This is a genomic window from Pseudooceanicola atlanticus (assembly GCF_000768315.1).
Lineage (GTDB): Bacteria > Pseudomonadota > Alphaproteobacteria > Rhodobacterales > Rhodobacteraceae > Pseudooceanicola > Pseudooceanicola atlanticus.
The window spans coordinates 118,422-131,333 of sequence record NZ_AQQX01000006.1 but is presented as its reverse complement, the minus strand read 5'-3'; the positions used below and the strand labels follow the sequence as shown (position 1 = coordinate 131,333).

At 63.8% G+C, this 12,912-nt stretch carries 15 protein-coding genes; 10 read left to right on the top strand and 5 right to left on the bottom strand.

Annotation, left to right across the window (positions count from 1 at the left end; all coding sequences use genetic code 11):
- Positions 1-29: 29 nt before the first annotated feature.
- Together aroB and ATO9_RS15230 are read right to left on the bottom strand one after the other, a co-directional pair.
- Entirely contained in the window at positions 30-1,142 is a 1,113-nt protein-coding gene (aroB, locus tag ATO9_RS15235) for a 3-dehydroquinate synthase (RefSeq protein ID WP_043750939.1), read from the bottom strand.
- Positions 1,139-1,684: a shikimate kinase gene (locus ATO9_RS15230; RefSeq protein ID WP_043750936.1), complete on the bottom strand. Its 546-nt coding sequence runs from the start codon at positions 1,682-1,684 to the stop codon at positions 1,139-1,141. Before ATO9_RS15230 ends, aroB begins: the two co-directional genes overlap by 4 nt.
- Before the next feature lie 123 nt (positions 1,685-1,807).
- Here ATO9_RS15230 and ATO9_RS24590 point away from each other — a divergent pair, with 123 nt between their 5' ends.
- The 4 genes from ATO9_RS24590 to ATO9_RS15215 are packed head-to-tail and all read left to right on the top strand — an operon-like array spanning position 1,808 to position 5,843.
- Positions 1,808-1,957, top strand: coding sequence for a hypothetical protein (locus ATO9_RS24590; protein WP_202902146.1), 150 nt, complete (start codon positions 1,808-1,810; stop codon positions 1,955-1,957).
- 22 nt (positions 1,958-1,979) lie between these two features.
- Complete coding sequence (locus ATO9_RS15225; protein WP_043750933.1) at positions 1,980-3,524, top strand: hypothetical protein; 1,545 nt, start codon at positions 1,980-1,982, stop codon at positions 3,522-3,524.
- Positions 3,521-4,450, top strand: coding sequence for a site-specific tyrosine recombinase XerD (locus ATO9_RS15220; protein WP_043750931.1), 930 nt, complete (start codon positions 3,521-3,523; stop codon positions 4,448-4,450). The genes ATO9_RS15225 and ATO9_RS15220 overlap by 4 nt, the downstream gene beginning before the upstream one ends.
- A 58-nt stretch (positions 4,451-4,508) precedes the next feature.
- Positions 4,509-5,843, top strand: coding sequence for an HlyC/CorC family transporter (locus ATO9_RS15215; RefSeq protein WP_043750927.1), 1,335 nt, complete (start codon positions 4,509-4,511; stop codon positions 5,841-5,843).
- Between the two features lie 94 nt (positions 5,844-5,937).
- Here the strand turns inward: ATO9_RS15215 and ATO9_RS15210 are convergent, their stop codons facing one another.
- A complete protein-coding gene (locus ATO9_RS15210; RefSeq protein WP_043750924.1) occupies positions 5,938-6,543 on the bottom strand; it encodes a biotin transporter BioY in 606 nt (201 codons plus the stop codon).
- Positions 6,544-6,688: 145 nt separating this feature from the next.
- Positions 6,689-7,117: a DUF6314 family protein gene (locus tag ATO9_RS15205; protein ID WP_238318783.1), complete on the bottom strand. Its 429-nt coding sequence runs from the start codon at positions 7,115-7,117 to the stop codon at positions 6,689-6,691.
- Between the two features lie 73 nt (positions 7,118-7,190).
- Between ATO9_RS15205 and purB the strand changes: the two genes are divergently transcribed.
- The 6 genes from purB to ATO9_RS15185 all read left to right on the top strand — a co-directional run bounded on the left by purB (position 7,191) and on the right by ATO9_RS15185 (position 12,135).
- Positions 7,191-8,498, top strand: coding sequence for an adenylosuccinate lyase (gene purB / locus ATO9_RS15200; RefSeq protein WP_043750917.1), 1,308 nt, complete (start codon positions 7,191-7,193; stop codon positions 8,496-8,498).
- An 87-nt stretch (positions 8,499-8,585) separates the two neighbouring features.
- The gene (locus ATO9_RS24330) at positions 8,586-8,741 is read left to right on the top strand and encodes a hypothetical protein (RefSeq protein ID WP_156127884.1); all 156 of its coding nucleotides are present in this window, start codon (positions 8,586-8,588) and stop codon (positions 8,739-8,741) included.
- Between the two features lie 93 nt (positions 8,742-8,834).
- Entirely contained in the window at positions 8,835-8,987 is a 153-nt protein-coding gene (locus tag ATO9_RS24325; protein WP_156127883.1) for a hypothetical protein, read from the top strand.
- Positions 8,988-9,079: 92 nt separating this feature from the next.
- Complete coding sequence (locus ATO9_RS15195) at positions 9,080-10,135, top strand: flagellar motor switch protein FliG (RefSeq protein ID WP_043750914.1); 1,056 nt, start codon at positions 9,080-9,082, stop codon at positions 10,133-10,135.
- 171 nt (positions 10,136-10,306) lie between these two features.
- Positions 10,307-11,206 carry a DMT family transporter gene (locus ATO9_RS15190; RefSeq protein WP_043750912.1) on the top strand — a complete coding sequence of 300 codons (900 nt, stop codon included), beginning with the start codon at positions 10,307-10,309 and terminating at the stop codon, positions 11,204-11,206.
- 11 nt (positions 11,207-11,217) lie between these two features.
- Positions 11,218-12,135 carry a lysophospholipid acyltransferase family protein gene (locus ATO9_RS15185; RefSeq protein WP_081979600.1) on the top strand — a complete coding sequence of 306 codons (918 nt, stop codon included), beginning with the start codon at positions 11,218-11,220 and terminating at the stop codon, positions 12,133-12,135.
- On the opposite strand, the gene ATO9_RS15180 is transcribed toward ATO9_RS15185, so the two are convergent.
- Positions 12,132-12,845, bottom strand: a complete 714-nt coding sequence (locus ATO9_RS15180) for a DUF1223 domain-containing protein (RefSeq protein ID WP_081979599.1) — start codon at positions 12,843-12,845, stop codon at positions 12,132-12,134. The two genes, ATO9_RS15185 and ATO9_RS15180, sit on opposite strands and share 4 nt — an antisense overlap.
- Positions 12,846-12,912: the final 67 nt, after the last annotated feature.

The following is a 12,912-nucleotide window of genomic DNA, read 5'->3' as shown; positions in this document are numbered from 1 at the left end:
AAGCAAGGATTTTTCGCGGCCCTCGGGGCTTAGCGCCCCCTGAGCGCATCCGACAGCAGGTCGATCACCACGTCGCGCGGCACATCCGAGGTCACGAAGGCCTCGCCGATGCCGCGGGCCATGATGAACCGGATCTGGCCGTCCACGACCTTCTTGTCCTGCCCCATCAGCGCATAGAGCGCGTCTGCATCCGGCAGATCGCCGGGGATGTCGGCCAGGTCGACTTTCATCCCCATCTCTTTCAGATGCGCGCGCAGGCGCGACGGGTCTTCCTGGGCACACAGGCCCAGCCGCGCGGATGTCTCGAAGGCCAGGGCGGAACCGATGGCGACGCCTTCGCCATGCAGCAGGCGGTCGGAATATCCCGTCGCGGCCTCAAGCGCATGACAGAAGGTGTGCCCGAGGTTCAGCAGCGCGCGATCCCCCTGTTCCGTCTCGTCCCGCGCGACGATGTCGGCCTTCATCTGGCATGACCGTTTCACGGCCTGGATCCGGGCGGCCATGTCACCATCGGCCATGGCCGGGGCGTTGGCCTCGAGCCAGTCGAAGAAGGCCGCATCGCCCAGCAGACCATATTTCACCACCTCGCCGTAGCCGGCCAGGAAATCACGCCGGGGCAGCGTCGACAGCACGCCGGTATCCGCCAGCACCAGCGAGGGCTGGTGAAAGGCGCCGATCAGGTTCTTGCCATGCGGCGCGTTGATCCCGGTCTTGCCGCCGACGGAACTGTCGACCTGCGCCAGAAGCGATGTCGGCACCTGCACGAAACGCACCCCGCGCCGCAACACGGCGGCGGCGAACCCGACAAGGTCACCGATGACGCCACCGCCGAGCGCCACGACGACGTCGCGGCGTTCGATCTTTTCGGTCAGCAGCCATTCGACCACCCGTTCGAAATGCGGCCAGGACTTTGTCGCCTCGCCCGCCGGCAGGCTGAGAGCACTCATCGTGATGCCCTGCGCCTCGAGCCCCGAGCGCAAGGCCTCAAGATGCGCGGCGCCGACATTGTCGTCCGTTACCACAGCCACACGGGGACGCGCCAGCAAGGGGCCGATATGTTGGCCCGCCGTCTCTATCAGGCCTTCGCCGATCAGGATGTCATAGCTGCGTTCTGCCAGTTCCACGCGGACGGTTTCAGTCATGTCGCCTCCAGGATGTCGGGTCGTTCCGCGATTGCCGCGACCACTTTTTGCGCCATGTCCTGCACCGAATATTCAGGGCGGGAGCGCACCATGATGTCCGCCTGCGCATAGAGCGGCACGCGCGCCTCGTAGAGGCCCTTGAGCGTCTGGAACGGATCGGCGGTCTTCAGCAATGGGCGGCTGTCGCGGTGTTTCACCCGCGACCAGAGCAGGTCGAGATCGGCATTCAGCCAGACCGCGACGCCGCGTTCGGAAATCACCTTGCGGTTCGGTTCTGCCAGGAAGGCCCCGCCGCCCGTGGACAGGATGCAGGGCTTGCCATCCAGCAGGCGCGCGATGACCTGGGCCTCTTTCGCGCGGAAGAACGCCTCTCCGTCGCGGGCAAAAATCTCGGCGATGGTCATGTTGGCGGCGGATTCGATCTCGTGGTCACTGTCGAGGAAAGGCACGCCAAGTTCCGCCGCCAGCGCCTTGCCGACGGCCGTCTTGCCCGCACCCATCATGCCCACCATCACGATGGTTTTCTTGACCTGCCACGCCATGGTGCCCGCCTGTCCCCGGCCTGTTTCCACCAAATTCAAAAGTTCACCGCTGAATGACGTGATCTTGGGCAAAAGGCCAGCTATATTCCCCGAAAAAGGCAGGGCGAAAGAGGCAATCCAAATATGTTCCGACTCATCAAATGGTTGATCTTCTTGATTGTTCTCGCGGCGATCGGGGTCACCGGCTACGCCTATGTCGGTCCGTATTTCGGCGTGGACTTCACCCCCCCGACAGTAGAGATTCGCCAGCCCGTGGTGCTTGATGCGGATTAGATCGGCGGCATTCCTCCGATCCATGCTCGTCTTTTCAGCGGGGCTTGGCGCATCGGCGGCCATCGCGCAGGAGCCGATTTCCGCCATCGACTGGTTGGACACACGCGGTGGTCTGGCGGCGCTGCCCGGCGCGCAGCCGACCGGACTGCCGGCACCGGGGGTCAACGAACCGCCTGTCGCGCAATCCATTCAGACGCCTGAAATCACGACACAATCCCTGGATGCGCCGCAGGTTGGCGCGGTCGGGTTGCTGCCCCGATCGGTGACCGGCCTGCCTGCCGATATCTGGCAAGCCTCGAGCGCACGTAGCCTGGGCCGACGACTGGCGCAGCTGGATGTGGACCGCCTACCGGCGATGCAATCGCTGCTCTATACCCTGCTGCTGGCCGAGGCCGAACCGCCGCAGGACAGCGCCGGCGAAACGCCGTTCCTTCTGGCGCGGATCGACAAGTTGCAGGAATTCGGTGCGGTCGAACCGGCGCTCGCGCTGATCGAACGCGCCGGGCCCACCACCTCGGCCGAGCTGTTTTCGCGCTGGTTCGACCTGTCGCTGCTGGCCGGTGAAGAGCACACGACCTGCACCAGCATGCGCGACAACCCGACCCTGGCCCCGTCGCAATCGGCCCTGATCTTCTGCCGCGCCCGGCAGGGAGATTACGAAACCGCGCTGCTGACCTTCCAGAACGCCACCGCGCTCGGCCTGCTGCCCGCGGCCGAGGAAACGCTTCTGCGGCTCTACCTCGACGAGGAACTGGCAGAGGATACACCGCCCCTGCCGCCGCCCTCGCAAATCACGCCGCTGGCCTTCCGGCTGACCGAATCCATCGGCTTGCCGTTGCCGTCGTCGGGTCTGCCCAATGCCTATGCGATGGCCGACCTGCGCGGGATTTCGGGCTGGCGGTCCGAAATCGAGGCCGCGGAGCGCCTGGCACGCACCGGAGCGCTGCCGGAAAATCGCCTGCTGGGCATCTATACCGCACGCCGGCCCGCCGCATCGGGTGGCTTGTGGGACCGGGTGAGCGCGGTTCAGCGTCTGGACCGCGCCCTGACAGAGGCGGATGCCGACGCCGTGTCGGATGCCCTGCCCCCGGCCTGGGCCGCGATCCGGCAGGCCGAGCTGGAGCTGCCCTTCGCGCGGCTATGGGGGGCGCAACTTGCGGAAATGGACCTGTCCGGCCCGGCCGCCAACGCCGCCTTTGAAATGGCCCTGCTGGGGCCCGATTATGAAACGCTGGCGCGGGAAATGTCCCCGCAGACGGCGCGCGACAAGTTTGTCGTCGCCATTGCCAGCGGAACCCCGGACGAAGCCCGCGCGCCCACTGCCACGGCAGAGGCGGTGCGACGCGGCTTTGCCTCGGATACCGAGGTTCCGGCCACCCTGCGCCTGCGCGTCGCCCAGGGCCAATTGGGCGAGGCGATCCTGGAAGCGATGAGCTATTACGCCCGTGGGGCCGAAGGTGCGACCAAGGAAATTGCCCCTGCCCTGAGCACCTTGCGGGCTGTCGGGCTGGAGGATACCGCCCGCCGCGCCGCGATCCAGCTGCTGCTGCTGGAGCGTCGGCTGTGACCGCGCATCGCTGGATTTCGACCTTCCTTGAAGCGCAGGCCGCCGAAAGCGGTGCGGCCGAAAACACGCTGCTGGGCTATGGGCGCGACCTGAAAGCCTTTGCCGACTGGCTGGAGAGATCGGGCCACGACATCGCGACCGCGGATCGCAATGCAGTCGAAGCCTACCTGACCGATTGCGACCTTCAGGGCCTGTCACAGGCCACGCGGGCGCGGCGCCTGTCGGCCATCCGCCAGATCTATCGCTTCGCTTTCGAGGAAGGCTGGCGCAGCGACAATCCGGCGATCGAGATCCGGGGCCCGGGTCGCGCGAAGCGCCTGCCCAAGACGCTGTCGATGGACGAGGTCTCGGCGCTGCTGACCGCCGCCCGCACCCATGGACGGGCCGAAACCGACCGGGTACGCAATACCTGCCTGATGGAACTGCTCTACGCCACCGGCATGCGGGTGAGCGAGCTTGTCTCTCTTCCCCTCGCCGCGGCGAAAGGCGATCCGCGGATGCTGATGGTGCGCGGCAAGGGCGGCAAGGAACGCATGGTCCCGCTATCGGCCCCGGCGCGCGAAGCCATGGCCGTCTGGCTGAAAATCCGCGAGGATCAGGAAGACGCGCGCCCCCGCGGCACACAACCGTCGCGGCAGCTCTTCCCGTCACGGTCGGCGCAGGGGCATCTGACACGACACAGGTTCTACATCCTTATCAAGGAGATAGCGGTCGAAGCTGGGGTATCACCCGAAAAGGTCACACCACATACGTTGCGCCACGCCTTTGCCACCCACCTGCTGGAAAACGGCGCCGATCTGCGCGCGATCCAGACATTGCTGGGCCATGCGGACCTGGCCACGACCGAGATCTACACCCATGTCCTGGAGCATCGCTTGCGCGAATTGGTGGAAACCCACCATCCCCTGAACCGCCCCGTCGACTGACACGGACTTGAACCGAGCGGGGCGCGGCCCCATAACCCTTGAGAACTTCGAGGGTACAATGGAAGAAACACTGACATCGCAATTCGATACGGCGTTCTGGCTGACCTGTGCGGGCATCATGGGCCTTCTGGTCCTGTCCGCCTTCTTCTCGGGCTCGGAAACCGCGCTGACCGCGGCGTCGCGCGGAAAACTGCGCGCGCAGGCCGACAAGGGGTCCAAGGCTGCGCAACGTGCGCTCGGCATCACAGAGGACAGCGAAAAGCTGATCGGCTCCGTCCTTCTGGGCAACAACCTGGTCAACATCCTCGCCACCTCGCTGGCGACGGCCCTGTTCACGCGGGTTTTCGGCGATAGCGGTGTTGCGCTGGCGACCCTCGTCATGACCGCGCTCGTGCTGATCTTTGCCGAGGTGCTGCCCAAGACCTACGCGATCACGAATTCCGAAAAGGCGGCGGCGCTGGTTTCGGCCCCGATCCAGGCTGTCGTGATGGTGCTGGCGCCTCTTGTCGGTGCGATCCGGGTGCTGGTGCGGGCCGTCCTTCGGGTCTTCGGCGTTCAGGCTGATCCCGACAGCCGTATCCTTGCGGTTCGCGAGGAAATCGCCGGCGCGCTTCAGCTTGGCCATTCCGAAGGTGTCGTCGAAAAGGAAGATCGGGACCGTATCCTGGGTGCGCTGGACCTGTCCGACCGGGCGGTCGAAGAGATCATGCTCCACCGCTCGCGGATCGAGATGGTCAATGCCGAAGACCCGATCGAGGACATCCTGGCCCAGTGCCTGGAAAGCAACCACACCCGCCTGCCCGTCTATCGTGGCGATCCCGAGAACATCATCGGCATCGTACATGCGAAGGACCTGCTGCGAGCGTTGCACAAGATGATGACCGAGAACGGCAAGTCGATGACCGAAGCGCTGTCCGATTTCGCCATCACCGACGTGGCGATGAAGCCCTATTTCGTGCCCGAGACGACGACGCTGGACGAACAGATGCGCCAGTTCCTCAGCCTGCGCACGCATTTTGCGCTGGTCGTCGACGAATATGGTGCCCTGCGCGGCCTGCTGACCCTAGAGGACATCCTGGAAGAGATCGTCGGCGAGATCACGGACGAATTCGACCCCGATGCCGAACATGTCGTGCGTCATACCGAGGACGGCCAATTCATCGTCGACGGGGCCATGACGATCCGCGATCTTAACCGCGCCATGGACTGGTCCCTCCCTGACGAGGAGGCCAACACCATCGCAGGCCTCGTCATCCACGAGGCACAGATGATCCCGCAGGCGGGCCAGGTGTTTTCCTTTCACGGCTACCGGTTCGAGGTGCTGACGCGGAAGGATAACCGTCTGACGCGGCTGAAAATTCGTCCGCTCGCCTCCTCCGCCTTCCAGGTCTGAGCGCGGCACGGAGAAACGAAGAAGGCGCGCCCCGATCCCCGGAGCGCGCCTTTCCTTTTGTGTGGCTTGACCTGGCCTTGTCTGGCCGGGCTGGTCAGCCGCGCGCCTTGCCCACCAGTTTCCAAGCAAGCGGCAGGATCAAGGCCGCAAGTGCCAGCTTCAGCAGGTCGCCGACGATGAACGGTGTCAGGCCCCAGGCCAGGATCGGCTTGTCCCAGCCATAGAGGGTACCCAGCCAGGCCAGACCCGGAATGTAGAGCAGGATGTTGCCGAGCAGCATCGCCAGCGCCATCCACAGCACCGACCGGTCCCAACCGCGCTGTGCCAGCACGCCCAGCAGGACGGTCGCCATCACGTAGCCCAGCAGGTAGCCGCCGGTGCCGCCCATCATATACTCCACACCGTTCAGATCGGCTGTAGAGGATTGAAAAATGTCGAAGCCCAGCATGCCGATCAGCATGTAACCCATGATGGTCACCAGGCCGAGCCGCGCACCGTAGGCCGCGCCGATGCCAAGCACGGCAAAGGTCCCCATGCCGACAGCGACGGGAGAGCCGGGAACCGGCACCTTGATCTTGGCGCAGATTGCCAGAACCGCGATCCCGGCGATCACCAGGGCCGCTTGTTTCAGGCGCAGCGCGGCACCTTCGGTCGGACCGAAGGCATCACTCAGGACGCCGTGACGAGATGCATGGGACATTTCACTCCTCCAATTTCCACTATGCAGTTTGCAACTTGATGCCGAACGACCGATCACGACGCAAGCGTTGCAAGGCCTCTCTGCGTGTGGAACTTGCAAATCCAGATTTTGCAAATCCGGCTAATTTGCAAAAGTGCAAAGCAGATCACGCCCGGGTGTAGCGCGATGTCATCAGGTAATCCTTGCGCGGGCCGACCACCTGCCAACGCGCCGTCCAGACCGGCCAAGCCGTGAAATCATAGGCCACCTGGTAGACGTCGGGCGCGCAATCGTGGCCGGCCTCTGGCGTGCCGTCGGGGTGGAACCGGTGGAAGAACCGGCCGTCATCGAACAGGACCACGATATCCGCGCCCTCCTGCCGCCACAGGTATTGCCGCACCCCTTGCATCGGCACCTGCCCCTCGATCGTCATCCGGCCTTCTTCGGTCAGGATCAGACCTTCCTCGTCCTGAACGAAACGCGCATGTCCGGCAAACACCGCATCGGGACCGATCGCATTGCTGACCTGACGCTCCAGCGCCCAGATTCCCTCGAAATCGTTCAGATTCATCGCCTGCTCCCTGCTGCGCGTCATCCTACCGCCCCTCACGGCCCTTGTCGCCTCTGCCTGCCGACGCTAAGAGGCCCGCAAAGCCTAGGAGAGCCCGATGATCCCCCGCTATTCCCGTCCCGACATGGTCGCCATCTGGTCGCCCGAAACCAAGTTCCGCATCTGGTACGAAATCGAGGCCCATGCCTGCGATGCCATGGCAGATCTCGGCGTGATCCCCAAGGAAAATGCCGAAGCAGTCTGGAAAGCGAAAGATGTCGAATTCGACGTCGACCGGATCAACGAGATCGAGGCCGTCACCAAGCATGACGTGATCGCCTTCCTCACCCACCTGGCCGAACATGTGGGCAGCGACGAGGCGCGCTTCGTCCACCAGGGCATGACCTCGTCCGACGTGCTGGACACCTGTTTCAACGTGCAGCTGACCCGCGCCGCCGACCTGCTGATCGCGGATCTGGAAAGGCTGCTGGCCGCGCTGAAGAAACGCGCCTACGAGCACAAGGACACGGTCCGCATCGGCCGGAGCCATGGTATCCACGCCGAACCCACCACGATGGGCCTGACCTTTGCCCGCTTCTACGCCGAGATGGACCGCAACCTGTCCCGCATGCGCGATGCCCGGGCCGAGATCGCGACCGGCGCTATTTCCGGCGCGGTCGGCACCTTTGCCAATATCGACCCCGCGGTCGAGGAACATGTCTGCGACAAGCTGGGCCTGGTGCCCGAACCGATTTCGACCCAGGTGATCCCGCGCGACCGCCACGCCGCGTTCTTTGCCACGCTGGGCGTCATCGCATCGTCGGTGGAAAACATCGCGACCGAGATTCGCCATATGCAGCGCACCGAGGTCCTGGAAGCCGAGGAGTTCTTCTCCAAGGGCCAGAAGGGGTCGTCGGCGATGCCGCACAAGCGCAACCCCGTCCTGACCGAGAACCTGACCGGCCTAGCGCGCCTGGTGCGGTCGATGGCCATCCCGGCGATGGAGAATGTCGCCCTGTGGCACGAGCGCGATATCTCGCATTCCTCGGTCGAGCGGAATATCGGCCCCGACGCCACCGTCACGCTTGATTTCGCGCTGGCGCGTCTGACCGGCGTGATCGAGAACCTGGTCGTCTATCCCGACAACATGCTGGCCAACATGCACAAGTTCCGCGGCCTGGTGATGTCGCAACGGGTTCTGCTGGCCCTGACCCAGGCCGGCGTGTCGCGCGAGGACAGCTACAAGCTGGTGCAGCGCAACGCGATGAAGGTCTGGGAAGAAGGCAAGGACTTCAAGGAAGAACTGCTGAAGGACGAAGACGTGCTGAAGGCGCTGACACCGGCGCAGATCGAGGAGAAGTTCGACCTCGGCTACCACACCAAGCATGTGGGCACGATTTTTGCGCGGGTTTTCGGCGAGGAATGACAAGATCGTGGGCCAGGTGCGGCTCACCGTTCGGAAAATCGCAGGGTCATGGTAGGCTTCCCCAAGGTTAAGAGAGGGAGGTCCGCCATGACCCGCTTTATTCTTGCATCCGCCTTGATGGTTCTGCCGACATTTTCGCTGGCACAGAGCAGCTGTGCCGAAAAACATGCGGCCGAATCCTGCATCGAAGGCACGCAGTGGAATTCCGCCACGAAGACCTGCGAACAGGTCGTGTCCAGCTGACGGAAACACATTGTCCTGATTTCAGGAACAATGATCCGTGTGCGGAATGGATTGGTCATGCTAGCGTAACTGCATTTCAACAGGAGCGCTTCTATGTCCCTACGTATCACCCTGACCGCCGCCCTTATTGCCCTGCCCGTCCTGGCGGAGGCCAAAATCTGCCGCCAGATGCAATGGCCCCCGGAAAAAGAGGTCTGCCCCGCCGGGTCCAAGCACGACCCGGTCAACAACCTCTGCATCGGCTGATAAGCCGCAGAACCTGTCCGCGTTAAAGCCTTTGTTCATTCCTCTTTGGTTATCTGTCTCCAAACGGAAACAGGCAATTTATCGGGAAGAGCATGGGCAATCTCACCCCATTGGCGCAAAACGCGCCTTTTTCACGGGGCGGCGTTCGGCTGACACGCAGGCAGAAAGCGGCAATCATCATTCGTCTGGCCCTGTCGCATGGGGCAGACGTGCCGCTACAGGAATTGCCGGACGATCTGCAGGCCGACCTGACCCGCATCCTGGGCGACATGCGTCCCATCACCCGCGATACGCTGTCCGAGGTGGTGGAGGAATTCGCCCATGAACTGGAATCGCTTGGCCTGACCTTCCCGCGTGGCATCGGCGGCGCGCTCTCCGTGCTCGATGGCCGGATCAGCCCGCACACAGCCGCCCGCCTGCGGAAAGAGGCCGGGGTGCGCCAGGCCGGTGATCCGTGGGAACGGCTGAAGGCGCAGGATGCCAAGAAGTTGGCCAAGATCATCGAGGGCGAAAGCATCGAAGTTGCGGCGATCATCCTGTCCAAGCTGGATATTTCCAAGGCGGCCGAACTGCTCGGCCTGCTGCCCGGCGATCGTGCGCGTCGCATAACTTACGCCGTAAATCAGACCTCCAGCGTGACACCCGACGCGCTGGACCGGATCGGCCTGTCGCTGGCCGCCCAGATCGATGCGGAACCCGCCAGCGTCTTCGACAAGGGCCCGGTCGAACGGGTCGGCGCGATCCTCAACTACTCAACGGCCGCCACACGGGACGACGTGCTGAACGGCCTCGATGAAACCGACCGGCTGTTTGCCGACGAGGTGCGCAAGGCAATCTTCACCTTCGTCAACATCCCCGACCGCATCGCCCCGCGCGACATTCCAAAGGTGGTCCGCGAGCTGGATCAACTGGAACTGGTCACCGCGCTGGCCGCGGCTGCCGCAACCCCGGAAACCAACCGCTCTGCCGAATACATCCTCTCCAACATGTCCGGCCGCCTGGCCGATCAGCTGCGCGAAGAGGTGCAGGAGGCCGGCAAGGTCAAGGCCAAGGATGGCGAGGCCGCGATGACCAGCATCGTCACGACGATCCGCGGGATGGAAACCGCCGGCGAACTCCTTCTCATCGCCGAAGAGGAAGAAGACTGATCACGGGCCCAAACTGATCACGGGCCCCTACTGATCACGGGCCCAATCACGGGCCCATGTCGCGCCCTGCATCTGGACACTCAACCGACACGCGCCTAAAGCTGGCGCCATGTTCGACGTGACCCATTCCGCCCTGACCGGGGCCAATCCCAGGGCGGCGGAGGTCTAGCCATGTGGGCCCGCCTCAGCCAGCAAAACCGCGCCATCCTGATGATGATGGGCGCCATCTTCTTCTTCGCGACGATGGATGCCACGGCCAAGGCCGTGTCGATGCAATCCTCGCCGCTCATGGCGCTCTGGGCGCGGTATTTCGGCCAGGCGATGCTGGTGCTGATCCTGATCGCCCCGCGGCTGAAGAGCGTGGCGAAGACCAACTTCCCCAAGCTGCAATTCCTGCGCTCGATCTTCCTGCTCTGCGCCACCTCGTCCTTCTTCACCGGGCTCAGCTTTCTCGGCCTGGCCGAATCCACCGCGATCATGGATGTGAACCCGGTGCTGATCACCCTGGGCGCGGCGATCTTCCTGGGCGAAAAGCTGGGGCCTCGCCGGCTCTTCGGGATCGCGGCCGCGCTGATCGGCGCGCTGATCATCATCCGCCCGGGCAGCGGCGTGTTTTCCTGGGCGGCGATCTTTCCGCTGTCGGCCGCCGTCTTCTACTCCGCCTTCTCGCTGGTGACCCGCCATGTCGGAAATCGCGAGGATCCGTGGACTTCGCTTTTCTACGGTGCCCTGCTGGGGTCGATCATCCTGTCGATCCTCGTCATCTTCCGCTGGGAAACGCCCGACCTGCCCACCATCGGGCTGATGCTGCTGATGGGGGTCTTCGGCACCTGTGCGCAATTGCTGATGATCCGCGCGCTCAGCGCCGGCGAAGCGGCGATGCTTGCGCCTTTTGCATATGTCGGCCTGCTGGTCGCGACCTTCTGGGGAGTGCTGGTCTTCGGAGAGTTCCCGGATGTCTGGACCATCATCGGGGCCGTTGTGATCGTGGCGGCGGGCATCTATGTCTGGCACCGAGAAACCCGCGCCGCCCCCAAACTGGCCGAAGTCAAAGCCGACGACCGCCGCTGAGCTGACAGGACATGGACCCGAAATCCCTTCCACCGCTGAAACGGATCAGCCAATACACCGCGAACCTCGCGCTTGGCGGGGTGATCCGGCTGGCCATGTCCCTGCCCTATCGCTGGCGCATCCCGGCGGTTGGCTGGTTCGTGTCACGCGTGGTCGCGCCGCTGGCCGGCTGGCGCAAACGCATCCGCAAGAACCTGGCCCATGCCTGGCCGGAGTTGCCAGAGGCAGAGGTCGAACGCATCGCCCGCGAGGTGCCCGACAATGCCGGACGCACGCTGATCGAAACCTATTCCGGCGCCGAACTGAAGAAACGACTGGCCAGCGTCACGCCCGAAGGCCCCGGCTGGAAGGTGATCGAAGACGCCCGCGCCGCCGGCCGCTCGGTCTTCATCATCTCGGGCCATTTCGGCAATTACGATGCGGTCCGCTCCTTCGTGGCAATGAAGTTCGGCGATGTCGGCGGGCTCTACCGGCCGCTCAACAACGTCTATTTCAATCGCCATTACGAAAAGGCCCTGTCGCAGCCGTCGACCCCGCTCTTTGAACGCGGGCGGCGCGGTCTGGCGCAGATGATGAAATTCGTACGCGAAGGCAACGTGATGGCCATGCTGACCGATCAGCATTTCGATCATGGCGCGCCTCTGACCTTTTTCGGCAAACGCGCCTACACGGCCCTTTCGGTGCCCGAGATCGCGTTGAAATACGACGTGCCGATCGTGCCCTGTTACGGGATTCGTCAGCCTGACGGGCTAAGCTTCCGGCTGGTGTTCGAGGATCCGATCCCGCATTCCACGCCGGAAGAGATGGGCCAGGCGCTCAATGACTCGCTGGAGGCGCGGGTGCGCGACCATCCGGAGCTGTGGTTCTGGATCCACCGTCGCTGGAAGGACCGGGCCCATCAGCCCGATCCGGCAGACGGAACCGCTTAACGCAGGCGTGCCGCGGCCTCGATCGCGCCCGGGCCTTTCTGCTGGACCAGCACGACGACAGGCGCATCGCCCTTGATCGGCACATCGGCCTTGAAGGGCTGGCGCGCATCCCATTCCGCCAGGATCGACCAGTCGGTCACGATGTTGGAATAGACCAGCTTGTGACCGGCATTCTCGCCTCGGGTGATCTCGACCTTGGCCTCGGGCAGGTAGCGGATAAGCTGAATCAGCAGAGGATGCGGAAACGGCGTGAGCGCCTCTGCATCCACGGTGATCACGCCACCCGGCCCGCGGGTCAGGTCCAGGTCGATCCGCGTCGGGCGGTCGCGATGTTCGTCGATCAGTTCGGTCACATCCATCGGGTGATTGCCGATCACGTCCTTGGTGCCGCTGATGATCATCTGGGGCGTGTAGACCGACCGGCGACCGGCCGCCTTGGCATAGGCTCTCTGCCGTTCCGAGAAATGGCGCGAGGCGAAGACGTCCTTCCAGCCGATGTAATCCCAGTAGTCGACATGGAAGCCGAGGGCGATGACGTCATCACGCGGCGCCAGAACGCTCAAAAAAGCGTCAGCGGGCGGGCAGGACGAACATCCCTGAGAGGTGAAAAGTTCGACCACCACGGGTCTGTCCTCTTCCGCCAGGGCGGGAATCCCACCCAAAACCAGACCAAGGCCCAGTGCTGCGACCTTTCCGATGCGTGCAAACATGCTCGCCCCTTTGTTGCTCTCCTGCTCCTTTCCTAGTCAAAGCGATCCGAAACGGCCAATCAAGGTT

Excerpts from the sequence above, each read along its gene's own strand:
- ATO9_RS15205 (WP_238318783.1), bottom strand. The coding sequence starts at position 7,117 with ATGACGCGCAGCAGGGAGCAGGCGATGAATCTGAACGATTTCGAGGGA.
- ATO9_RS15225 (WP_043750933.1), top strand. The coding sequence starts at position 1,980 with ATGCTCGTCTTTTCAGCGGGGCTTGGCGCATCGGCGGCCATCGCGCAG.
- ATO9_RS15210 (WP_043750924.1), bottom strand. The coding sequence starts at position 6,543 with ATGTCCCATGCATCTCGTCACGGCGTCCTGAGTGATGCCTTCGGTCCG.
- ATO9_RS15230 (WP_043750936.1), bottom strand. The coding sequence starts at position 1,684 with ATGGCGTGGCAGGTCAAGAAAACCATCGTGATGGTGGGCATGATGGGT.
- ATO9_RS24330 (WP_156127884.1), top strand. The coding sequence starts at position 8,586 with ATGACCCGCTTTATTCTTGCATCCGCCTTGATGGTTCTGCCGACATTT.
- ATO9_RS15195 (WP_043750914.1), top strand. The coding sequence starts at position 9,080 with ATGGGCAATCTCACCCCATTGGCGCAAAACGCGCCTTTTTCACGGGGC.
- ATO9_RS15215 (WP_043750927.1), top strand. The coding sequence starts at position 4,509 with ATGGAAGAAACACTGACATCGCAATTCGATACGGCGTTCTGGCTGACC.
- aroB (WP_043750939.1), bottom strand. The coding sequence starts at position 1,142 with ATGACTGAAACCGTCCGCGTGGAACTGGCAGAACGCAGCTATGACATC.
- ATO9_RS15190 (WP_043750912.1), top strand. The coding sequence starts at position 10,307 with ATGTGGGCCCGCCTCAGCCAGCAAAACCGCGCCATCCTGATGATGATG.
- ATO9_RS24590 (WP_202902146.1), top strand. The coding sequence starts at position 1,808 with ATGTTCCGACTCATCAAATGGTTGATCTTCTTGATTGTTCTCGCGGCG.
- ATO9_RS24325 (WP_156127883.1), top strand. The coding sequence starts at position 8,835 with ATGTCCCTACGTATCACCCTGACCGCCGCCCTTATTGCCCTGCCCGTC.
- purB (WP_043750917.1), top strand. The coding sequence starts at position 7,191 with ATGATCCCCCGCTATTCCCGTCCCGACATGGTCGCCATCTGGTCGCCC.
- ATO9_RS15185 (WP_081979600.1), top strand. The coding sequence starts at position 11,218 with ATGGACCCGAAATCCCTTCCACCGCTGAAACGGATCAGCCAATACACC.
- ATO9_RS15180 (WP_081979599.1), bottom strand. The coding sequence starts at position 12,845 with ATGTTTGCACGCATCGGAAAGGTCGCAGCACTGGGCCTTGGTCTGGTT.